This window comes from Pseudonocardia sp. D17 (genome assembly GCF_036984265.1).
In the GTDB taxonomy this organism is placed as follows: Bacteria; Actinomycetota; Actinomycetes; order Mycobacteriales; family Pseudonocardiaceae; genus Pseudonocardia; species Pseudonocardia benzenivorans.
On record NZ_BPRG01000199.1, the window covers coordinates 16,989 to 37,124 of the forward strand.

Below are 20,136 nucleotides of genomic sequence, written 5' to 3' on the forward strand. Positions count from 1 at the left end.
TACTCGGGCTCGACGTCGATGCGCAGCGTCCCGAGGATGCGGATGACCGCGTTGTAGAACGACGCGATGATCACCAGGTCGACCGCCCGGGCCCGGCCGAGCGCCTTCTCCAGCGATGCCCACGTCTCGTCGCTGACGCGCCGGTCGGCGGTGATCTCCCTGGCCGCGGTGAGCACGAGGGTCTCGAGGTCGCCGAGGCCGTGCGACTCGTCGTTGCTCGCCTTGACGAGGTCCGCGATGTCGGCGTCGGTCACACCGAAGTCGTGGCCGATCTTGACGTGGTGGCTCCACTCGTAGGGGCTCGCGGTCAGGTACCCGACCTGCAGGATGGCCAGCTCGCGCAGCCGTGGGTCGAGCTCGCAGCCGTGCCGGATCCACTGCCCGAGCACGTGGAAGTGCCGCAGGCCGTCGGGACTGTTGGCGAGGCCGCGGAACAGGTTGATCGGCCTCTCGAGCAGCTCGCGGTCGCTCTCGGCGAGATCCGACTCGGACAGATAGGGCACCAGTGCCATCGTCGCTCCGTGGGGAGTCCGGGGTGTCCGCGGGGGTGCCACGGCCGTCGGCCCGCCGGGTCGGCGCCGGGTCCCGCAGGTGCCCCGGCGGAGTTGACGGGGCGACGACCCATGATTACCGTCGTTCACGAAATGCCGCAAGTATTCATCATTTGAAATTCTGCACGACGCACCGCAGCGAGCCGCGATGTGTGCGGGACCGTGACGAAGGGGTCGAGGATGGCGCAGCCGGGGACCGGCAGGGTGGCGGGGAAGACGGCGCTCGTGATGGGCGCCGGCCAGACGCCGGGGCAGACCACCGGCAACGGCCGGGCGACGGCCGTGCTGCTCGCCCGGGAGGGCGCCAAGGTCCTGTGCGCCGACCGCGACCTCGCCGCCGCGGAGGACACCGTCAAGCAGATCGCCGCCGAGGGCGGCGAGGCCGTCGCGATCACGGCCGACGTCACGGTCGAGGACGAGGTGGCCGCCGCCGTTGCCGGGTGCGTCGAGCAGTGGGGCCGGCTGGACATCCTGCACAACAACGTCGGCATCAGCATCGCGGGCGGCGACGCCCCGATCGCCGACATCGAGGCCGACGCGTTCGCCCGCGTCACCGCCGTCAACCTGCAGGGCATGGTGATGACCTGCAAGCACGCGATCCGCGTCATGCGCGAGCAGGACGGCGGCGTCATCACCAACATCTCCTCGATCGCCGCGTGCATCAACTACCCGTACGTCACGTACCGCACGTCCAAGGCCGGTGTGGTGACGATGACCGAGCACATCGCGATCACCAACGCGCAGTACGGGATCCGGGCCAACGCGATCCTGCCGGGGCTGATGGACACCCCGATGGCGATCGAGAACCGGGTCGGCCTCGACGGGCGGACCCGCGAGGACGTCTACGCCGAGCGCAACTCCCACGTCCCGCTGCGCAACAGGATGGGCACCGCCTGGGACGTCGCCAATGCCGCGCTGTTCCTCGCCTCGGACGAGGCGAGCTTCATCACCGGTGTCGCGCTCGCCGTCGACGGCGGGCAGCGGCTGGCCGCGGGCTGACCGACACAGGGCCGACCGACACAGGGCCGACCGACACAGGGCCGACCGACACAGGGCCGACCGATGAGGGCCGGCCAGGGCCGAGCATCCAGGACCAGGGGCGCGCCCCGATCCGCACGACAGGTCGCGGGAACACCACCCGGCGGCCCCTCTCGCGAGGAGACGCACATGAACTCCCAGAACGGCAGACGGCCGTGACCGCCACCGATGCCGCGCCCGGCAGCGCCACCGCCGGCACCTCACTGACCGACCTGCGCATGGTGTGGCGGATGCGCGCGTTCGAGGAGAAGGTGCGCGAGCTGCGGCTGGCGGGCGACGCCGTCGGCTCGATCCACCTGGGCATCGGCCAGGAGGGCGTGGCCACCGGCGCATCCGGGCTCGCCGGTCCGCAGGACGCCGTCTTCGCCACCTATCGCGGACATTCGTGGGCGATCTCCTGCGGGGTGCCCGTCGAGGCGCTGTTCGGCGAGATCCTCGGCCGCGACACCGGGATCAACGGTGGTCGCGGAGGGTCGGCGCACCTGACGGCACCGGCGTACCGGTTCTTCGGCGAGAACAGCATCGTCGGCGCCGGCGCGCCGATCGCCTGCGGCGCCGCGCTGGCCGGCCGCCACGACGGTTCGGACCGCGTGGCGCTCACCGTCTTCGGCGACGGCGCGATGAACCAGGGCGCGGTCCACGAGGCGATGAACTTCGCCTCGGCGTTCTCGCTGCCGGTGGTCTTCCTGTGCGAGAACAACTCGTGGTCCGAGCTCACCCCGATCGACGAGATGGTCCGCGACCCCGAGCTCTTCCGCCGTGCGGCCGCCTACGGGATGCCCGGCGAGCGGATCGACGGCAACGACCCGCGGGAGGTGCGCGAGCGGCTCGGCGACGCGTTCGAGGTCGCCCGCGAGGGCGGGGGCCCGACCCTCGTCGAGGCCATGACGCAGCGCCTCGTCGGCCACTACATCGGCGACGCCGACCAGTACCGGCGCCCCGGCGAGCGCGAGCGCGACGCCGAGCGCGAGCCGGTCGCCCTGCTCACGCGCCGGCTGCGCGAGAGCGGCGTGAGCGACGACGAGATCGCCGCCGCCGAGTCCGACGCCCGTGCCGAGATGGAGGCCGCCGCCGCGGCGGCGCTGGCCGCCCCGCTCGCCGACCCCGCGACCGCGAAGGAGCACCTCTATGCCTGACACGGCCGTCTCGGGTCCCGCCACGACGGGTGCCTCGTCCGCGACGCAGGACGTCAAGGAGCTGACCTACGGCGGTGCTGTCAACGCCGCGCTGCGCCGCTGCCTCGAGGAGATCCCGGAGACGCTGCTCTACGGCGAGGACGTCGCCAAGCCCGGCGGTGTCTTCGGCGTCACCCGCGGGTTACGCCGCGACTTCGGCGACCGGGTCTTCGACACCCCGATCAGCGAGTCCGCGATCCTCGGCTCGGCCGTCGGGGCCGCGATGCTGGGCAGGCGGCCGATCGTCGAGATCATGTGGGTCGACTTCTCGCTCGTCGCCTTCGACCAGGTGGTCAACCAGCTGGTCAACGTGCGCTACGTCAGCCGCGGCGAGCTCGTCGCGCCGGTCACGATCCGCACCCAGCAGGGCAGCGCGCCCGGGGCGTGCGCCCAGCACAGCCAGAGCCTCGAGGCACTGTTCCTGCACGTCCCGGGCCTGCGGGTGTGCATGCCCTGGACCGCGCAGGACGCCTACGACCTGCTCGTCGCCGCCGTGCACTCCGACGACCCGGTGCTCGTGATCGAGAACCGGACGCTCTATCCGGCGGGCACCGGTCCGGTGCGGCTCGGCGGGCCCGCGCAGCAACCGGGCGGGCTGCGGGTCCGTCGTGAGGGGACCGACGCCACCGTCGTGACCTGGGGGGCGATGACGGCCCGGGTGCTGGAGGCGGCCGCGACCCTGGCGGGCGAGGGCATCTCGGTCGAGGTGCTGGAGACGCCGTGGCTCAACCCGTTCCCCACCGACGAGGTCGCGGCGAGTGCCCGGCGCACCGGTGCGCTGGCCGTCGTGCACGAGGCGAACACCACCGGCGGGTTCGGGGCCGAGGTGGTCGCGCGCGTCGCCGGCGAGGGTGTCGCACTCCGGGTCCCGCCGCTGCGGGTCGGGTTGCCCGACGCCCGGGTGCCCGCCGCGCCGAGTCTCGCCGCCGGTCTGGTGCCGGGTCCCGACGCGATCGCTGCAACGATCCGCGAGTGGTTGGGCTGAAACGGACGTAACTGCTGGTCACGGCCAGGATTCGGGTCCACGGAAGCTCTTGACCGGGTCACCGGTGGATCGCTAGGTTTTCACGACAGTGAGTTGAGATTCATCATCTGAACTCTTTCGGACCGTACGCACAGCCGCGGCGGTGGCCGTCACCACGGCCGTCCCGCGGCGCGTGGCCCCCGTGTGAGGGGCTCGTCGAGGGAAGGATGGGACCCCGGATGGACATCGTCCTGGGCGTCGACACGCTCTCCTACCACTGCCGGCTCGCGACCGGGGAGATCTCCCTCGAGGACGTCCTGCGGGAGATCGCGGAACTCGGTTACTCGTTCGTCCAGTTCAACGCGGTGCACGTGCGCGACCGCGACGAGGCCGGGCTGGAGGCGCTGCGTGGGCTCGCGGGCGAGCTCGGCCTGGACATCACGCTGTCCGGCGACGTCGTCGGGCGCGTCGGCAACGGCGACACGGTCGAGCCCGGCGTCGAGCGCATCCGCGGCTGGGTCGCGCTCGCCGAGACCATCGGCAGCCCGTTCGCGCGGGTGTCGTCGGGCTTCTACCGGGCGGAGCTGTTCTCCCAGCCGGGGCTGATCGCGGCCGAGCAGCGCTACGTCACCGAGACGCTGCGCCGGGCGGCCGACGAGGTGCCCGGGGACGTGCAGATCCTCCTGGAGAACCACTCCGACTTCACCGCCGACGAGTACGCCGAGATCATCGACGGCGTCGGCTCCGACCGGATCGGCGTGTTCCTCGACCTGATCAACCCGATCTCGTCGTTGCAGGACCCGCTGCCGGTCATCACCCGGCTGGCGCCGCTGGCGCCGTCGGGGCACGTGAAGGACTTCAGGCTCGTCTCGCGCTACGTGGAGGACCGCTTCCACCGGCGCGGGTTCGACGTGCAGTGGTGCTACCCGGGCGAAGGGGTCGCCGACCTCGCCTCGCTCGTCGGCGTGCTGGTGGGATCCGCCGGTCGTGCCGAACCGTACCGGCTCTCGGTCGAGGGCCTCGACAACCACCCCGGCGTCGCCGACCAGCGCGAACGGCTCGCGGCATCGCTGGCGTTCCTCCAGAAGCTCATCACCGACGCCCCCGCGGCGGCGGCCCCGTCGAAGGAGACGCGATGAGGACCAGGATCGCCGGGGCGGCGGCAGCCGCCGCCCTGCTCACACTCGCCACCGCATGCGGTGGCATCGCCACCCAGAGCCAGTCCGGCAATGCGGTGAACTGCGGTGACACCGTCAGCATCGGTGCGCCCTACCCGCTGTCGGGGGTCTGGGCCGAGAACGGCCAGAACTCCCTCAACGGCATGCAGCTCGCCGCCGACCAGATCAACGACGCCGGCGGGATCAAGGGCCTCGACGGCGCCAAGGTCAAGATCGTCAGCGGCGACACCAGCTCGGACAACCCGGGCCAGGCCAAGACGGTCACGGAGAACCTGCTCCAGCAGGGCAACATGTCGGCGGTCGTCGGCTCGTACCTGTCGAGCATGACGCTGACGACGGTCGTCGCGACCGAGACCAAGAAGGTCCCGCTGATCACGCAGTCGTTCGTCGACGACCTGACGGCGAAGGGCTACAAGTACCTCTTCCAGATCCCGCCGAAGGCCTCGGCGTTCGGCTCGGAGACGGTCACCGACGCCAAGGGCGTCTTCGAGGCGCAGAACCGGCCGCTGCGCACGCTCGCCGTCGCAGGCTCCGACGACGCGTCGACCAAGGCGCAGACCGCCGGTGTCGTCGCGGGGGCGGGCAAGGAGGGTGTGCAGGTCCTGCAGCAGGTCATCTTCCCCAACGGCCTGTCCGACGCGACCGCCATCGTCAACAAGATCTCCGACGCCAAGGCCGACCTGATCGTGCTGGGCGGCAACGTGTCCGACCTGTCGCTGATCATCAAGGGCATCCGGGCCCGCGGGGTCACCACGCCGATCGCGACGTCCGGCGGCGGTGGGGCGCTCACCCCGCAGTTCGCCAAGGCGCTCGGTGACGCGGCCGACGGCATCATGGCCTCCGCGGCGTGGAACTCCGACGTGACGTTGCCCGGTGTCTCCGACGCCGCGACCCAGTACCAGCAGAAGTACAACGCGTTCATGCCGCAGGAGGCGGGCGAGTCCTGGGCCGCCGTCTACGAGCTCGCCCAGGTCATGGACCAGGGCAAGACGTGCGACCCGCAGAAGATCCGCGACGCGCTGGCCAGCACCGACTTCACGACCGGTCCGGCCTCGGCCGTCCCGCCGGGCAAGGTCGGCTTCGACCCGACCGGCGCGAACAAGTACATCAAGCCGATCCTGGTGCAGTGGCAGAACGGGACCCTGAAGACGGTCTTCCCCAAGGAGGTCGCCTCGACGGCCTCGCTGCCGCTGGGCGCGGGCCCGACCCCCTGATGATCCGAATCCCGGCGATCCCGATCCCCTGATCGTCGGGAGCCCCGACCGTCCGGCCGCCGCGGTGCCGTTGACCCCACCGCGGCGGCCCGGACTCCCACCTCCGCAGTTGCAGGAAGGGACCTGGATGGACCTCGGCCTCACCGGCGCCCGAGCCCTCGTCACCGCGGCGAGCTCGGGCCTCGGCCGTGCCTGTGCGGCGTCACTGACGGCCGAGGGCGCCCGGGTGGTGGTCTCCTCCCGGGACCCGGACCGGCTCGCCGCCGCGGCGCGCGACGTCGGGGCGGCCGGCCACGTCGCCGCCGACCTCGGCGACGCCGACGCCGTCCGGGCGCTCGTCGAGCGGACCGTTGCGCTGCTCGGCGGTCTGGACGTGCTCGTCGTCAACTGCGGCCCGCCGCCGGCGGTCACGTTCGCCGAGTCGGTCGACGACGACTGGGACACCGGTCACCAGCAGGTGCTCATGAGCGCGGTCCGGCTGCTGCGGGCCGCGCTGCCCCATCTGGTCGCCTCCGGCCGGGGCCGCGTCGTCGCGCTCACCGGCTACGGGGTCCGCGAGCCCAAGCCCGGTCTCGTCGTCTCCGAGGCGACGCGCGCGGGGGTGACGATCCTGGCCAAGGTCGTGGCCGACACCCACGCGGCGGACGGTGTCACCGTCAACACGATCGCACCGGGCCCGATCCTCACCGACCGGCTCCGCGAGCTGCAGGGCAAGCTCGCCGCGGCCGCGGGCATCGACCTCGACGAACAGCTGCGCCGTGCCGCCGCGGACATCCCCGCCCGGCGCATCGGGCGGCCGGAGGAGGTCGGCGACCTCTGCGCGTTCCTCTGCTCGGAGCGCGCCGGCTACCTCACCGGACAGACGATCGTCGTCGACGGCGGCGTCAACAGGGCGATCTGATGGGGCGCATGCGGATCGCGGTCACCGGCGCCGCGCACTGGCACCTGGACCTGTTCCTGCCGGCGCTGCTCGAGGAGGGCGACGTCGTCGCCGTGCACGATCCCGACCCGGCTGCGGCGCGGCGCATCGCCGAGGGCCTGGGAGCCCGCGCGGCCACCGACGTGGGCACGCTGCTCGACGACGCCGCCCCCGACTTCGTGCTCGCCCTCGGCGCGCACGACGAGATGGCCGCCACGGCACGGACGTTGATCGAGCACGGCATCCCGTTCGCGGTGGAGAAACCCTGCGGGCTCGACGCCGCGCAGGTGCACGACATCGCCGACCGCGCCCGCGACGCCGGCGTCTTCGCGGCGGTGCCGTTCGTGTGGCGGCAGAGCGAGCTGCTCGCCGTCATGCGCGAGCGGTTCGCCGACGCCGATCCGTCGTACCTGTCCTTCCGCTGGATCGCCGGGCCCCCGGCGCGTTACCGCGACTCCGGCTGCGACTGGATGCTCGACCCGGCCCGGGCCGGCGGGGGCTGCACGATCAACCTCGGGGTGCACTTCATCGACCTCGCCCGCGTCCTGTTCGGCGACGACGTGCAGGTCTCGTCGGCGACGATGTCCAACGCGGCCTACGGCCTCCCGATCGAGGACTACTCGCTGGTCACGCTGCGGTCGGGCGGGCGGGTGTTCGTCGGCGAGGTCGGCTACCTCATGCCCGGCCCGCACTCGAACTTCGACATGCGCTTCAGCATCAAGGCCTGCGACCACTACGTCATCGCGACCTCGCCGACCGACGTGGAGATCGTCGCGCCCGACGGTTCCCGCGAGCACGTCAGGGCGCACACGACGAACGTCGCCCACTACCCGGTGTTCGTCCGCGACGCGCTGCGCCGCGTCCGCGCCGGCGAGCCGCCGCTCGCCTCGCTCACCGACATGGCCGCGGTCATGGACCTGACCCGCGACGCCTACGCACTCGCCGGGCCGCTCCCGGTCCGGCCGCGCACACCCCAGGAGGGCACCCGATGACGGAGCCGACGGACCGGGCCAAGGGCCTGCTGCTCGTCATGATCGACATCGATCCGGCGTACGAGGAGGAGTTCAACCGCTGGTACACCGAGGAGCACTTCCCGGAGCGTCAGCAGTGCCCGGGCTTCCTGTCCGCGCGGAGGTTCGTCTCGGTCGAGGGTGAGCCGAAGTACCTGGCCCTCTACGACCTCGACGACCCCGAGGTCCTCGAGACCGAGGAGTACCGGCGCATCCGGCCGCCGAGCGAGTGGACCAGGAAGCTGCAGCCGCACTTCACCACCTTGGTACGCAACGTCTATCGCGAGATCACCCCCACGGTCCCCGACGGCTACGTGGTGCACGCGGTCCGGGAGCAGGAGGCGTGACGCCGTGACCGTGCTCTTCCTGCACCCCGTCGGCCTCGACCGCGAGGCCGCGCGGTTCCTCGACCTGCCCGACGTGCACGCGGTGACCTTCCCCGGGCACGGCGACCGCAGGCGCGCCCGGCCCGGGCTCACCCTTGCCGACATGGCCGACGAGATCGCCGGCCACGCCACCGGGCCCTTCGACGTCGTCGGCGCCTCGCTCGGCGGCATGGTCGCCATGCATCTGGCGCTGGACCACCCCGGGCTCGTGCGCTCGCTCGTCCTCGCCTGCACCACACCCGACGGGGCCACCGACGTGATGGAGGCCAGGGCGGCCGCCACCGAGGAGCGCGGCTCGGCCGGCATGCTCGACGACACGATGACGCGCTGGTTCACCGCGGACGGGCTGCGTTCCGGCGCGCCGTACCTCGACCACGCCCGCGACCGGCTGCTCGCCATGGACCCCGGCGCGCTGGCCGACACCTGGCGCGCCATCGGGTCCCATCACGTCCTCGACCGGCTCGCGCAGATCACCGTCCCGACGACGTGCATCGCCGGCCGGGTCGACGCGTCCACGCCGCTCGAGGTCATGCGCGACCTGGCGGAGCGGCTGCCGAAGTCCCGCCTCGTCGAGCTGGACGCCCCGCACATGGCGTTCCTGGAGAACGCCGACGAGTTCGCCGCCGCCGTCCGCGCCCACCTCGCGTGGGTGGGGGAGGAGCCCGCCCGATCATGACCCACCCGTCGAAGACGACACCGCCGTTGGTCATCGACCTGCACCGTCACCTCTGGTCGATCTTCGAGCGCTACGCCGTCGTCCGTGAGATCGCCGCCCGCGGGACGGCCGTGGGGCACGCCCACGGCGACGGCACCGTGCAGGACGTCGACGTGCGCGCCGCCGAGATCCGCACCGAGATGGACAAGGCCGGCGTCGACCGCTCCTGCCTGCTGCTCGGCGACTACGGGCTGCGCCTGGGCGAGGGCGACCGGTCGATCGCCGAGGAGAACCGGCTGGCCACCGACCTCGCCCGCGCCGATCCCGACCACTTCATCGCGTTCTTCGGCGTCGACCCCCGCCGACCCGACGCGGCCGAGCTGTTCCGCGACGCGCTCGACGCCGGTGCCAAGGGCCTCAAGCTGCACCCGTGCTCCGGGTTCTCCCCGGCCGACCCGGTGTGCCGCCCGCTCTACGAGCTCGCCCGTGAGTACTCGGTGCCCGTCGTGTCGCACACGGGCCCGCTGGCCGCCCCGCTGGTGAGCACGTACTGCAGCCCGCTGCACCTCGACGAGCCGGCCGCCGACTTCCCCGACGTGAACTTCGTGATCCTGCACGCCGGGCAGCGCGCCTACTTCGACCTCGCGCTCGACATGGCCCGCTGGAAGCCGAACCTCTATCTCGAGCTGTCGCTGTGGCAGGGGCTGTTCCTGGAGGACGAGGCCCGCTTCATCGCCCGCGTCGCCGAGATCCGCCACGGCATCGGCCTCGAGCGGGTCGTCTTCGGCAGCGACTGCCCCGGCGTCTCGACGGTCATGCCGCTCGACGGATGGGTCGACACCTTCCGCAACCTCCCGGAGATCGCGGCCCGTCACGGCGCCACGGTCACCGACGACGAGGTCACCGCGATGCTGGGCGGTACGGCGTCGAGGCTGCTGGGGCTGGGCTCGTGAGCGCGCCCGTGGGCCGGTCGGCCGGGACGGGGGAGTGGGTCGACCTCGCCCAGCCCATGTACGAGCAGATGCCGCGGGCGCTGCCGGAGAGCCAGGTCTGCTTCACCCCGCAGTACATCGAGACCGGCCCGCCCGGGTCGGCCGTGCGGATCACCCACCTGACCCTGTCGACGCACGTCGGCACACACGTCGACGCGGCGCTGCACTTCCTGCCCGGCGGGAGGTCGATCGAGCAGTACCCGGTGGACGCGTTCGTCGGGCCGGGGATCGTCGTCGACGCCCGCCGCGAGGGCGTCGTCCCCGTGACCCGGGCCGAGATCGAGGCGATGGACCTCGACGTGCGCGCGGGCGACATCGTCCTCTTCTGCTTCGGCTACGGCCGGCACTTCGGCACCCCGGCCTACCGCGACCATCCCTACCTGGGCGACGACACCGCCGACTGGCTCGTCGAACGCGGCGTGAAGCTGGTCGGCGTCGACACGACGACGCCCGACCTCGGCGGCGCGCACCGCCCGCCGGACTACGCCTATCCCGTGCACATGACGTTGCTGCCCCGCGACATCCTCATCATCGAGCACCTCGGACCGCGCCTGGAGGAGCTCGTCGGGCGTCGCGTCGAGGTCAACGCCGTGCCCCTGCCCATCCGTAGCGGCGACGGCGCCCCGGCGCCGGTGATCGCCCGCGCCGTACCCGACGAGGAGATTCGATGACCGCCCCAGGGCTCGACGCCGCCCTGCCCAACTCCGAACCCAACCCGCGCCGGCTCGACGGGAAGATCGCGATCGTCACCGGTGGCGGCTCGCGCGGCGAGGGCATCGGCACCGGCCGGGCCGCCGCCATCCTGTTCGCGCGCCACGGCGCGAAGGTGCTCGTCGTCGACCGCGACCCGGCGGCCGCCAAGGACGCGGTCGACGCGATCCTCGCCGACGGTGGTGAGGCCGCCGCGTTCGAGGCCGACCTCACCTCGGCCGCCGACTGCGACGCGATGGCCGCGGCGGCCGTCGAGCGCTGGGGCCGGATCGACATCCTCGACAACAACGTCGGCACCGAGGGCGCGGGCACGATCCTGCAGACCACCGACGAGGACTGGGACCGGGTCATCACGGTCAACCTGCGGACCGTCGTGTCGGCGAGCCGCGCGGTCATCCCCGTCATGGCCGACGGCGGGGGCGGCGCGATCGTCAACCTGTCGTCGATCTCCGCGATCCGCCCGCGCGGCCTCACCCCCTACACGACGGCCAAGGGCGGCGTCATCGCGCTCACGAAGGCGATGGCCATCGACCATGCGGCGCAAGGGATCCGGGTCAACGCGATCCTGCCCGGGCCGATCTACACGCCGATGGTGGCCGCCGAGGGCATGGACCCGTCGCTGCGCGACAAACGCCGCGGCGCCTCCCCGCTGGGCATCGAGGGTACGGGCTGGGACGTCGGCTACACGGCGCTGTTCCTGGTGTCGGACGAAGCCCGCTACATCACAGGGACGACACTGCCTGTCGACGGCGGGGTGTCGGTCCGCAGCCCGGACCGCTGACCGGCCGCCCGTAATCCCCACGAGACGCAGGACGAGGCAATGCCGGACGAGGCCAGAACGGGTACCAGGATCCAGTCGGTGTCGCGCGCGGCGCAGCTGCTGATGCTCATCGCGTCGCTGCCCGAGGCGGAACGCTCGGTCACACGGATGGCGGCCGAGCTCGGCACGTCCGTGCCGACGGTGTACCACCTCCTCAACACGCTCGTCGACGCGAAGCTGTTGACCCGCGACGAACGCAAGCAGTACCGCTTCGGGCTGGCCATGGAGGTGCTCTCGGTCGCCTACGCGCAGCAGAGCGTGCCGCCGCCCGAGCTCGTCGCGCCGCTGCGCCGGATCATCGAGGAGACCGGGGAGAGCGCCTACCTGACGGCGTGGCGCACGGGGAACCCGGTCGTACTCGCGCACCTGTCCGGTACCCACGCGGTGCAGGTCACCAACCTGCGACCCGGCTACCGCGGCGTCGCGAACGCGCGCGCGTCGGGCAAGGTGCTGCTCGCGTTCGCCGAACCGGAGGAGCGCGAGCGCTACCTCGCGATGAACCCCCTGACGGCGGTCACCGAGAAGACGATCACCGACCCCGACGTCTTCGAGAAGGAGCTGCGGCAGGTCGCGCGCAACGGCTACGCCACCGAGGTCGAGGAGTTCTCCGCCGGTGTCGCGTGCGTGGCGGTCCCGGTGTGGCGCAACGGGATGCTGATGGGCTGCTACACGATCTCGGCACCCGTCGAGCGTTACCGCAAGCAGCGCAGCCACTATCTCGCCGTCCTGCGCGCGGCGGTGGCGATGCTCGACGAGGAGGAGGTCGCCGCCGAGGACGGCGGGGGCGACGGCACGCCGGCGGCGTCCGGCACCGGCGGGGGCAGGTGAACCCGCGACCGACGTCGGCACCCGTCCGCCGCGGGCTGCGCGGCCGGGGGCTGCTGGTCGTGTGGGGCGCGGGCGACACGACGCGTGAGGCGACCGTCGACGCCGGGTTCAACGACTGGTACACCCACGAGCACCTGCCCGAACGCGTCGCGACGCCCGGGTTCCGCCGGGCCCGGCGCTGGACGACCGTCGACCGGCGCACGCCGCCGGTGTACCTCGCCGCGTACGAGACCGACGACGTCGACGTCCTGTGCTCGCCCGCGTACCTCTCGGCGCTCGACGACCCGACACCCGGCACCGCCGCCCACGTCCCGCTGATGTCGGGGATGAGCCGCACCGCCTGCCGCGTCGTCGCGTCGTCCGCCCGTGGCGAGGGCGGGGACCTCGCGTTCGTCGAGTTCGGTCCCGGACCCGGCGACGGCGCGGACGCGGACCCGCTGCGCGCGTTCGTCGTCGACGACCTCGTCCCCGAGCTGCTCGGCCGGCCGGGGACGCTCGCCGTGCACGTCGCCGAGGTCGACCTCGCCGTGACGACCGCGCGCGACGCGACCCCGACCTACCGCGACGTGCCGACCGGCGTCGGCAGGCGGTTCCTGCTCGTCGAGGGCGCGTGGCCCGATCCCGCCACCACCCCGGCCCTGCTGGACGACCTCGCCGACCGGCTCGCCGGGCGCGGTGCCGACGTCGGCGCGGCCGTGGGGATGCGGCTGCTCGCCCGGATCACCCACGACCAGGTCGTCTCCCGGAAGGACGCATCATGACGGTTCCGCGCTGCGCCGTGCTCGACGACTACCAGGGCGTCGCGCTGACATCCGCCGACTGGTCGGTGCTCGACGGCAAGGTCGACGTCGAGGTGTTCCGCGAGCACATCGCCGACCCCGACGAGCTCGTCACCGCGCTGGCCGGGTGCGAGATCGTCGTGCTCATGCGAGAGCGGACCCCGTTCCCGCGCGAGATCCTCGAGAGGCTGCCCGACCTGCGGCTGCTCGTCACCACCGGGATGCGCAACGCGTCGGTCGACATGGCCGCCGCGGCCGAGCGCGGTGTCGTCGTGTGCGGCACCGGCGGGCTCTCGACGTCGACGGCCGAGCTGACGTGGGCGCTGATCACCGGGCTGGCGCGCGGGATCGTCGTCGAGAACACCGCGCTGCGCGGCAACGGCCCGTGGCAGCAGACCGTCGGGGCCGACCTCGCCGGCGCCACCCTCGGGGTGCTGGGTCTGGGCCGGATCGGCTCGCTCGTCGCGAAGGTCGGGCTGGCGTTCGGGATGGACGTCCTCGCCTGGAGCACGAACCTCACCGCCGACGCCGCCGCGGCCGCCGGGGTGCGGCTCGCCGAGTCGAAGGCGCAGCTGTGCGCCGCGGCCGACTTCCTGACGATCCACCTCGTGCTCTCCGACCGCACCCGCGGGCTCGTCGACGCCGACGACCTGGCCCTGATGAAGTCGACGGCATACCTGGTCAACACGTCGCGGGGGCCGATCGTCGACCAGGACGCGCTGGTCGCGGCCCTGCGCGCGGGCCGGATCGCCGGTGCCGGGCTCGACGTCTACGACGTCGAGCCGCTGCCCGCCGACCACCCCTACCGGTTCCTGCCCACCGTGCTCGCCACCCCGCACCTGGGCTACGTCACCCGCGGCGGCTACGAGATCTTCTGGCGGGAGGTCGTCGAGGACATCGCCGCCCACGTCGCGGGCTCACCGGTCCGGGTGATCACGTGACCGTTGCCGGGCGCGCCGGGTCAGCTCGTCGTGACGAGCACCTTGACCGAGGCCCGGGCGTCGAGCTGGGCCTCGAAGGCCTCCTGCACCCGCTCCAGCGGCATCCGGTGGCTGATCAGCGGCGCGGTCGCCACGGCCCCGGACCCGACGAGCTCCAGCGAGTCGCGGAAGTCCTCGGGGGTGACGTTGGCGCTGCCGCGCAGCACGACCTCGCGCTGCACGGCCCGCATCGGCTCGATCGTCGCGGGGGAGTGGTACAGCGCGACGAGCACCACCGTGCCGCGCGGGCGGACGATCTCGATCGCGCCGGCCACGAGCGCGCCGACGCCGCTGGCCTCCACGACGATGTCGGCCTCGGCCTCGCCGGTGAGCGCGCTCAACGTCCCGGCGAGCGCCTCCTCGCCGACGGTCGGGTCGACGGTGACGATCCCCAGACCCTCGGCCACGGACCGGCGCAGCGGCGAGGGGTCCACCCCGATGACGGGAGTGCATCCCTTGGCGCGCAGGGTTTGTGCCGCCTGCAGGCCGATCGTCCCCAGGCCGGTGACGACGGCACTGCGGCCCGGCCCCGCGTCGGCGAGCCGGACCGCGTGCACGGCCACCGACAACGGCTCCACCAGCGTCCCCGCCTCCAGCGCGGCCCCGGCGCCGCCGGGCAGGTCGGGCAGCCGGTGCACGTTGTGGCCGAGGCGGGCCGCGGGGATGTGCAGCCGCTCGGCGAAACCGCCGGGCAGGCCGAACGCGATGCTGCGGGTCGTCCAGCGCTCGCACAGGTGCGCGAGTCCGGCCCTGCAGCGCCGGCAGTCGCCGCACGGCTGGATCGGCAGGCCGGTGAGCCGGTCGCCCTCGACGATGCCCTGGACCCGGCTGCCGACCTCGACGACCGTGCCCGCGAACTCGTGCCCCATGACCTGGCCGGCCCGCGCGGTGCCCGAGCGGAACTGTCCGATGTCGGACCCGCACACCCCACAGCCGTACAGGTCGAGGACCACATCGTCGGGGCCGGCCACGGGATCGGGCACGTCCTCGACCTCGATGCGGCCCTTGCCGCGGAACACCCCGGCGCGCATGTGGCCTCCTCGCCGGCCGGCGCCCGATGCGGTGCCGGCCCGACCGGACGCTACCCACGCGACGACGCCGCGGACGCTGCTCCGGCACGGATCCGCAGGGAACCGTGCGCGCGTCGTCAACACCGGCGGCGAGGTCGGCGGCGTGGGTTGATCGAGGGTGCCCCCGTGGGTCAGGCTGGCGGGGTGGACCCGGACGACGGCCGGGTGACCACGACGGAAGGGACGGGGCGATGACTGCCCTCACGACGAAGCTGTCCGTGAGCACGTCCGGGGTCTCGAGTCTCGCGGGGCCCTGCCCCCCGGACGAGGACCGGTCCGGACCCGGGAGCAGCGGACCTGCCGACGCCGAACGCTGGCGTGTCGACCCCGCATCGGCGAGCCCGGTGCCCGAGTGGGAAGGCGTCCTCGCGGCGACGCACGTGTCGTTCGACGTGAAGCTGCCCGACTCCGGCCGGTTCGCCGGCCACGTCGAGCGGCGGCACCTCGGTGCGCTCGACCTGGTGGAGTGCACCTGCGCGCCGTTCGCCGGCCGCCGCACGTCGGCGGTGATGGGCGACCCGGGCGAGGACCACATCGGGCTGCAGATGGTGCTGCACGGCTCGGAGAAGGTCATCCGCTCGCGCACCGAGGAACACGTGCTGCAGGCGGGGTCCGTCGGTCTGTGGGACGGGTCGCGCGCGGTCGGCGTCGAGGTCGTGGAGCCGTTCAGCAAGCGCACGCTGATCTTCCCGCGCGAGCTGGTGCACTCGGTGAGCCCGCGACTGGCCGACGTCGGGTCGGTGTCGGCGCTGGAGACGCGCCCCGGCGCCCGCCTGCTGGTCCGCTACGTCGACGCGCTGGCCGACGAGCTGCCGGCCCTCGACGAGCGCACCGGCGCCGCCGCGGCCGACGTCGTGCTGGAGCTGCTGCGGGCCGTCGTCGAGCCGGGGATGCCGGAGACGCGGGAGGCGCGCCGGGAGGCGTTGCGGGCGCGCGTGCGCCGCTTCGTGCGGGTCAACCTCCCCGATCCGGGGCTGGGCCCGGAGTCGATCGCGCGGGCGCTGGCGGTGTCGGTGCGCACCCTGCACTCGGCGTTCGAGGACTCCGGCGAGTCGGTCGCCGCGCTGGTGCGCCGGACCCGCCTCGCGCGGTGCCGCGAGGACCTCGAGGAGCCGACGGCCGGCTCGGTCACCGAGATCGCGTTCCGCTGGGGCTTCTCCGACGCCACACACTTCTCGCACGTGTTCAAGCGCGAGTACGGGATGTCCCCGCGCGACGTCCGGCGTGCCGCGCGCGAGGCCGTCCCGACGCGCTGACCTGCGCCTTCTGTCGTCTTCTGACGATGCGTGCGCGGCCGGGGTGCACGTATCGACAGGTAATCGGGCGCGCAGCGCATGGCCGCACGATCCCCCTCCCGGCGACGCTTTCACTACCCCGTGGCGCGGTGCGCAACCGTCGACGCCCACCGCGCCGCGGGGCCGGACCGGACCCGGTCCGGGCCGAGAGCGTCGAGGAGAGCCGTGCAGCGCGAGGCCGTGGGGTCGAGAACCGGGACCCGCCGATGACCGACACCACCGGTGCGGTCGAGGTGCGGATGCCGCGGTTGTCGGAGTCGATGGCCGAGGGCACGATCGTGCGCTGGCTGCACGAGTCCGGCGCCGAGGTCGCGCGCGGCGACGAGCTCGCCGAGATCGAGACCGACAAGGCGACGGTGGCCTTCGAGGCCGACGCGGCGGGCGTCCTGCACATCCTCGCGGGTGAGGGCGAGACCGTCCCGGTCGGCGCGGTGATCGCGCACGTCGGCGGGACGGTCGCCCCCGGGGCGACCCAGGCGGGTGTGGCGGACCAGGCCGTACCGGCGTCGGTGGACGCCGCAGAAGCTCCGGCGGTGACCGAGCCGTCGTCCGCGGAGACCCCGCGGGCGAACGGCGAGGGTCCGGTCGCCGTCCGGGACCGCGGTGCGACGGGAGCGGGCGAGGGGCCTGCGACCGTCGCACCCGGGACGGCCGCACCCGGTGCGGTGTCCGGGGCGGAGCCCGGCACCGCCCGGGTGCGTATCCCCTCGTCGCCGCTGGCGCGACGGCGGGCCCGCGAGCTCGGGGTGGACCTGGCGACGGTCACCGGCACCGGCCCGAACGGGCGCGTCGTGCGGGCGGACATCGAGGCCGCGGCGCGGGCCGCGCACGCCGACGTCACGTCGTCCAACGGGGTCGCACCACGCCTCGCCGCCGCTCCGGGGGCCGAGGCCCCCGCTCCCGCCGGGGTCGGGACCGCCGCCGGCGCCCGCGGCCGCGGGACCGTGCTGGCGCGCACCAGGACCCAGCGGCTCACCGCGGAACGGATGACCCGGTCGGCGCGGGAGATCCCCGTCTTCACCCTCACCGCCGACGCCGACATGACCGCTGCGCTCGACCTGCGCGCGGCGCTCGCGGCCGTCGCCGACGACGTTCCCGGTGCCGCGGTGCCGACCGTCACCGACGTCGTCGTCACCGCCGCGGGCCGTGCCCTGGCCCGCCACCCCGGTGTCAACGCCGGGATCGCCGAGGGTGGCGACGCGGCAGCCGATCCGGTCGGCTGGTCGCGGGTCAACATCGGCGTCGCCGTCGAAACCCCGGCCGGGCTCGTCGTCCCCGTCGTCACCGACGTCGCGACGCGCTCGCTCGGCGCCCTCGCCGCGGCGGCCCGCGGGCTCGTCGCGCGGGCCCGCGACGGCAGGCTCGCCCCGGCCGAGCTCGACGGCGCCACGTTCACCGTCTCCAACCTCGGCATGTTCGGGGTCCGCGAGTTCGAGGCCGTCGTCGTGCCCGGCCAGGCGGCGATCCTCGCCGTCGGCGCGGTGCGCGCCGAGCCCGGGACCGGCCGGACCGTCATGACGCTCACCCTCAGCTGCGACCACCGCGTCCTCGACGGCGCCGCGGGCGCGCGCTTCCTGCGCGACCTGGTCGGGCTGCTCGAACGACCGCACGCCCTGCTGCTCGACCGCGGCGACGACGCCGCCCCTGGGAAGGACGACACGTGACTTCTTCGGACGTCCTCGGCTCCTACTGGACCGTCGCCGGTCCGGTGGAGATCGGGACCGGCCGCGAGTGGAGCCTGTTCGACTGGCCGGAGCGCTGCGCCCAGGCGGCCCGCGTCGGCATGACCGGGCTCGGCCTGTGGCACACCGACCTCGAGCACCTCCTCGAGAGCCGCACGATGGGCGAGCTCCGGACGATCTTCGTCGACGCCGGGCTGCGCGACCTGGAGATCGAGTTCCTCAACGACTGGTTCGTCGAGGAGGGCGACGACCGGCGCACCGCGTCGGACGCCCAGCGCGACCTGCTGTTCACCGCGGCGGTCGAGCTGGGTGCCCACCACGTCAAGCTCGGGAACCTGCGCCGCACACCGGCCTCGACGGCCCAGCTGACCGACGGGTTCGCCGCGCTGTGCGCCGACGCCGCCGGCCGCGGGGTGCCGCCGATGGCCTACGAGCTGATGCCGTTCGACGTCAACGCGCCCTCGCTGGCGGGGGTGCTGGAGATCGTGTCGGCGTCCGACCCGGCCCACGGCGGCATCGCCATCGACACGTGGCACCTGGGCAAGCTCGGGATCACCGCGGAGGACCTGCGCGTGATCCCGCCGGAGCGGCTCGTCCACGTCGAGCTCTCCGACGGCACGGTCGCGAACATGCCCGACCACAGCCACGAGACGACGCGGCACCGCCGGCTGCCCGGCGAGGGCGAGTTCGACATCCCCGGCTACGTCGCCGTGCTCCGCGAGCTCGGGTACGACGGTCCGTGGGGTGTCGAGGTGCTCTCGGACGCGTTGCGCGCGTTGCCGATCGACGAGATCTTCCAGCGAACCACGGACACGACGTCGGCTGCACTCGGCGCCGGCGTCGCGGCGGGGCAGGAGCGACCGTGAGCACGAACAGTCAGGACCGCGTCGAGATGTTCCGCACGATGGTGCGTATCCGGGAGTTCGAGGAGCGCGTCAAGCGGACGTTCGCCGAGCACCCGGGCGTCATCCGCGGGCACACGCATCTCGCCGACGGCGCCGAGGCGTCGATCGTCGGGTCGATCGCGGCGATCCGGCCCGGCGACCAGGTCATGGCCACCTACCGCTGCCACGGCTACCCCATCGCGCTCGGCACCGACACCACGGCGATGCTCGCCGAGATCTACGGCCGGTCGAACGGGCTGTGCGGCGGCTACGGCGGCTCGATGCACCTGGCCGACCCGGAGCGCGGCTTCCTCGGCACGTCGGGCATCGTCGGACAGTCGATCCCGCAGGCCACCGGCGCCGCCTACGCCGCGCAGGTCCGGCGGGCGGGCGAGGTGGTGCTGTGCTTCTTCGGCGACGGGGCGAGCAAGCAGGGCGCGTTCCACGAGTCGCTGAACATCGCGTCGCTATGGAAGCTGCCGATCGTGTTCGTCATGGAGAACAACAGCTACAGCGTGTCGGTGCGCGTCGAGCAGGAGGACGCCAACGCCGCCGCGGGCGAGCCGTTGGCCACCAAGGCCAAGGCGTACAGCATGCCCGGCGTGACGATCGACGGCGGCGACCCCGACGTCGTGTACGAGACCGTCGCCGAGGCCGTGTCGCGGGCCCGCGCGGGCGAGGGCCCGACACTCGTCGAGTCGCTGGTCTACCGGCTCTCGGCGCACGGCAACTCCATCGCTCCGCCCGGGGTGCCCCTGCACTACCCCGAGCACGAGGCCGTCACGGTGTTCGGCGACGTCGCCGAGTACGAGGCCGCCAAGCGCGGCGACCCGGTGCCGCGGTTCCGCGGCGCGCTCGTCACCGGCGGGGTCCTCGACGCCGCCCGGGCCGACGCCATCGTCGCCGAGGCCGCCGACGAGATGCAGCGGGCCGTCGACGGCGCGCTCGCGGGTCCCGAGCCCGAGCCCGCCGACGCGCTGCGCTTCGTCCACGCCTGACCACCCA

Annotated in this window: 21 protein-coding genes; 19 read left to right on the forward strand and 2 right to left on the reverse strand. The window is 73.3% G+C overall.

Going from position 1 to position 20,136, the window contains the following annotated elements; all coding sequences use genetic code 11:
- Nucleotides 1–512, reverse strand: a 512-nt coding sequence (locus PSD17_RS27090) for a carboxymuconolactone decarboxylase family protein (RefSeq protein ID WP_339125094.1), incomplete at its 3' end; no start/stop codon positions are given.
- A 219-nt stretch (nt 513–731) separates the two neighbouring features.
- On the opposite strand from PSD17_RS27090, the gene PSD17_RS27095 reads away from it, so the two are divergent.
- The 15 genes from PSD17_RS27095 to PSD17_RS27165 all read left to right on the forward strand — a co-directional run bounded on the left by PSD17_RS27095 (nt 732) and on the right by PSD17_RS27165 (nt 14,161).
- Complete coding sequence (locus tag PSD17_RS27095) at nt 732–1,550, forward strand: SDR family NAD(P)-dependent oxidoreductase (RefSeq protein WP_013675818.1); 819 nt, start codon at nt 732–734, stop codon at nt 1,548–1,550.
- Nucleotides 1,551–1,744: 194 nt separating this feature from the next.
- Nucleotides 1,745–2,725, forward strand: coding sequence for a thiamine pyrophosphate-dependent dehydrogenase E1 component subunit alpha (locus PSD17_RS27100; protein WP_339125095.1), 981 nt, complete (start codon nt 1,745–1,747; stop codon nt 2,723–2,725).
- Nucleotides 2,718–3,749 carry an alpha-ketoacid dehydrogenase subunit beta gene (locus PSD17_RS27105; protein ID WP_339125096.1) on the forward strand — a complete coding sequence of 344 codons (1,032 nt, stop codon included), beginning with the start codon at nt 2,718–2,720 and terminating at the stop codon, nt 3,747–3,749. Before PSD17_RS27100 ends, PSD17_RS27105 begins: the two co-directional genes overlap by 8 nt.
- A gap of 218 nt (nt 3,750–3,967) precedes the next feature.
- Nucleotides 3,968–4,867 carry a sugar phosphate isomerase/epimerase family protein gene (locus PSD17_RS27110; protein ID WP_339125098.1) on the forward strand — a complete coding sequence of 300 codons (900 nt, stop codon included), beginning with the start codon at nt 3,968–3,970 and terminating at the stop codon, nt 4,865–4,867.
- The gene (locus PSD17_RS27115; RefSeq protein WP_103380173.1) at nt 4,864–6,120 is read left to right on the forward strand and encodes an ABC transporter substrate-binding protein; all 1,257 of its coding nucleotides are present in this window, start codon (nt 4,864–4,866) and stop codon (nt 6,118–6,120) included. Before PSD17_RS27110 ends, PSD17_RS27115 begins: the two co-directional genes overlap by 4 nt.
- A 127-nt stretch (nt 6,121–6,247) precedes the next feature.
- On the forward strand, nt 6,248–7,021 hold the full coding sequence (locus PSD17_RS27120) for an SDR family oxidoreductase (protein ID WP_013675813.1): 774 nt from the start codon (nt 6,248–6,250) through the stop codon (nt 7,019–7,021).
- 8 nt (nt 7,022–7,029) lie between these two features.
- On the forward strand, nt 7,030–8,031 hold the full coding sequence (locus PSD17_RS27125; protein WP_339125100.1) for a Gfo/Idh/MocA family protein: 1,002 nt from the start codon (nt 7,030–7,032) through the stop codon (nt 8,029–8,031).
- Complete coding sequence (locus PSD17_RS27130; RefSeq protein ID WP_013675811.1) at nt 8,028–8,396, forward strand: DUF4286 family protein; 369 nt, start codon at nt 8,028–8,030, stop codon at nt 8,394–8,396. The genes PSD17_RS27125 and PSD17_RS27130 overlap by 4 nt, the downstream gene beginning before the upstream one ends.
- A gap of 4 nt (nt 8,397–8,400) precedes the next feature.
- Entirely contained in the window at nt 8,401–9,111 is a 711-nt protein-coding gene (locus PSD17_RS27135) for an alpha/beta fold hydrolase (protein ID WP_013675810.1), read from the forward strand.
- On the forward strand, nt 9,108–10,043 hold the full coding sequence (locus PSD17_RS27140) for an amidohydrolase family protein (protein ID WP_339125103.1): 936 nt from the start codon (nt 9,108–9,110) through the stop codon (nt 10,041–10,043). Before PSD17_RS27135 ends, PSD17_RS27140 begins: the two co-directional genes overlap by 4 nt.
- Nucleotides 10,040–10,753 (forward strand): cyclase family protein, encoded by a 714-nt coding sequence (locus PSD17_RS27145; protein ID WP_339125105.1) that lies wholly within the window; start codon nt 10,040–10,042, stop codon nt 10,751–10,753. Before PSD17_RS27140 ends, PSD17_RS27145 begins: the two co-directional genes overlap by 4 nt.
- Entirely contained in the window at nt 10,750–11,574 is an 825-nt protein-coding gene (locus tag PSD17_RS27150) for an SDR family NAD(P)-dependent oxidoreductase (protein WP_339125107.1), read from the forward strand. The genes PSD17_RS27145 and PSD17_RS27150 overlap by 4 nt, the downstream gene beginning before the upstream one ends.
- Before the next feature lie 78 nt (nt 11,575–11,652).
- Nucleotides 11,653–12,441, forward strand: a complete 789-nt coding sequence (locus PSD17_RS27155; RefSeq protein ID WP_158703440.1) for an IclR family transcriptional regulator — start codon at nt 11,653–11,655, stop codon at nt 12,439–12,441.
- The gene (locus tag PSD17_RS27160) at nt 12,438–13,202 is read left to right on the forward strand and encodes a hypothetical protein (RefSeq protein WP_339125109.1); all 765 of its coding nucleotides are present in this window, start codon (nt 12,438–12,440) and stop codon (nt 13,200–13,202) included. Before PSD17_RS27155 ends, PSD17_RS27160 begins: the two co-directional genes overlap by 4 nt.
- A complete protein-coding gene (locus tag PSD17_RS27165; RefSeq protein ID WP_339125110.1) occupies nt 13,199–14,161 on the forward strand; it encodes a D-2-hydroxyacid dehydrogenase family protein in 963 nt (320 codons plus the stop codon). Before PSD17_RS27160 ends, PSD17_RS27165 begins: the two co-directional genes overlap by 4 nt.
- Before the next feature lie 20 nt (nt 14,162–14,181).
- On the opposite strand, the gene PSD17_RS27170 is transcribed toward PSD17_RS27165, so the two are convergent.
- Nucleotides 14,182–15,231: a zinc-dependent alcohol dehydrogenase gene (locus PSD17_RS27170; protein WP_013675803.1), complete on the reverse strand. Its 1,050-nt coding sequence runs from the start codon at nt 15,229–15,231 to the stop codon at nt 14,182–14,184.
- Between the two features lie 230 nt (nt 15,232–15,461).
- Here PSD17_RS27170 and PSD17_RS27175 point away from each other — a divergent pair, with 230 nt between their 5' ends.
- From PSD17_RS27175 to PSD17_RS27190, 4 genes are all read left to right on the forward strand, one after another.
- Nucleotides 15,462–16,526, forward strand: coding sequence for a helix-turn-helix domain-containing protein (locus tag PSD17_RS27175; protein ID WP_013675802.1), 1,065 nt, complete (start codon nt 15,462–15,464; stop codon nt 16,524–16,526).
- 245 nt (nt 16,527–16,771) lie between these two features.
- A complete protein-coding gene (locus PSD17_RS27180) occupies nt 16,772–18,229 on the forward strand; it encodes a dihydrolipoamide acetyltransferase family protein (protein WP_339125112.1) in 1,458 nt (485 codons plus the stop codon).
- Entirely contained in the window at nt 18,226–19,113 is an 888-nt protein-coding gene (locus PSD17_RS27185; protein WP_013675800.1) for a sugar phosphate isomerase/epimerase family protein, read from the forward strand. Before PSD17_RS27180 ends, PSD17_RS27185 begins: the two co-directional genes overlap by 4 nt.
- Nucleotides 19,110–20,129, forward strand: a complete 1,020-nt coding sequence (locus tag PSD17_RS27190; RefSeq protein WP_339125114.1) for a thiamine pyrophosphate-dependent dehydrogenase E1 component subunit alpha — start codon at nt 19,110–19,112, stop codon at nt 20,127–20,129. Before PSD17_RS27185 ends, PSD17_RS27190 begins: the two co-directional genes overlap by 4 nt.
- Nucleotides 20,130–20,136: the final 7 nt, after the last annotated feature.

What these genes read in the sequence shown, in the direction of transcription:
- PSD17_RS27095 (WP_013675818.1), top strand. Translation starts at nt 732, where the DNA reads ATGGCGCAGCCGGGGACCGGCAGGGTGGCGGGGAAGACGGCGCTCGTG.
- PSD17_RS27105 (WP_339125096.1), top strand. Translation starts at nt 2,718, where the DNA reads ATGCCTGACACGGCCGTCTCGGGTCCCGCCACGACGGGTGCCTCGTCC.
- PSD17_RS27110 (WP_339125098.1), top strand. Translation starts at nt 3,968, where the DNA reads ATGGACATCGTCCTGGGCGTCGACACGCTCTCCTACCACTGCCGGCTC.
- PSD17_RS27115 (WP_103380173.1), top strand. Translation starts at nt 4,864, where the DNA reads ATGAGGACCAGGATCGCCGGGGCGGCGGCAGCCGCCGCCCTGCTCACA.
- PSD17_RS27120 (WP_013675813.1), top strand. Translation starts at nt 6,248, where the DNA reads ATGGACCTCGGCCTCACCGGCGCCCGAGCCCTCGTCACCGCGGCGAGC.
- PSD17_RS27125 (WP_339125100.1), top strand. Translation starts at nt 7,030, where the DNA reads ATGCGGATCGCGGTCACCGGCGCCGCGCACTGGCACCTGGACCTGTTC.
- PSD17_RS27130 (WP_013675811.1), top strand. Translation starts at nt 8,028, where the DNA reads ATGACGGAGCCGACGGACCGGGCCAAGGGCCTGCTGCTCGTCATGATC.
- PSD17_RS27140 (WP_339125103.1), top strand. Translation starts at nt 9,108, where the DNA reads ATGACCCACCCGTCGAAGACGACACCGCCGTTGGTCATCGACCTGCAC.
- PSD17_RS27150 (WP_339125107.1), top strand. Translation starts at nt 10,750, where the DNA reads ATGACCGCCCCAGGGCTCGACGCCGCCCTGCCCAACTCCGAACCCAAC.
- PSD17_RS27165 (WP_339125110.1), top strand. Translation starts at nt 13,199, where the DNA reads ATGACGGTTCCGCGCTGCGCCGTGCTCGACGACTACCAGGGCGTCGCG.
- PSD17_RS27170 (WP_013675803.1), bottom strand. Translation starts at nt 15,231, where the DNA reads ATGCGCGCCGGGGTGTTCCGCGGCAAGGGCCGCATCGAGGTCGAGGAC.
- PSD17_RS27175 (WP_013675802.1), top strand. Translation starts at nt 15,462, where the DNA reads ATGACTGCCCTCACGACGAAGCTGTCCGTGAGCACGTCCGGGGTCTCG.
- PSD17_RS27180 (WP_339125112.1), top strand. Translation starts at nt 16,772, where the DNA reads ATGACCGACACCACCGGTGCGGTCGAGGTGCGGATGCCGCGGTTGTCG.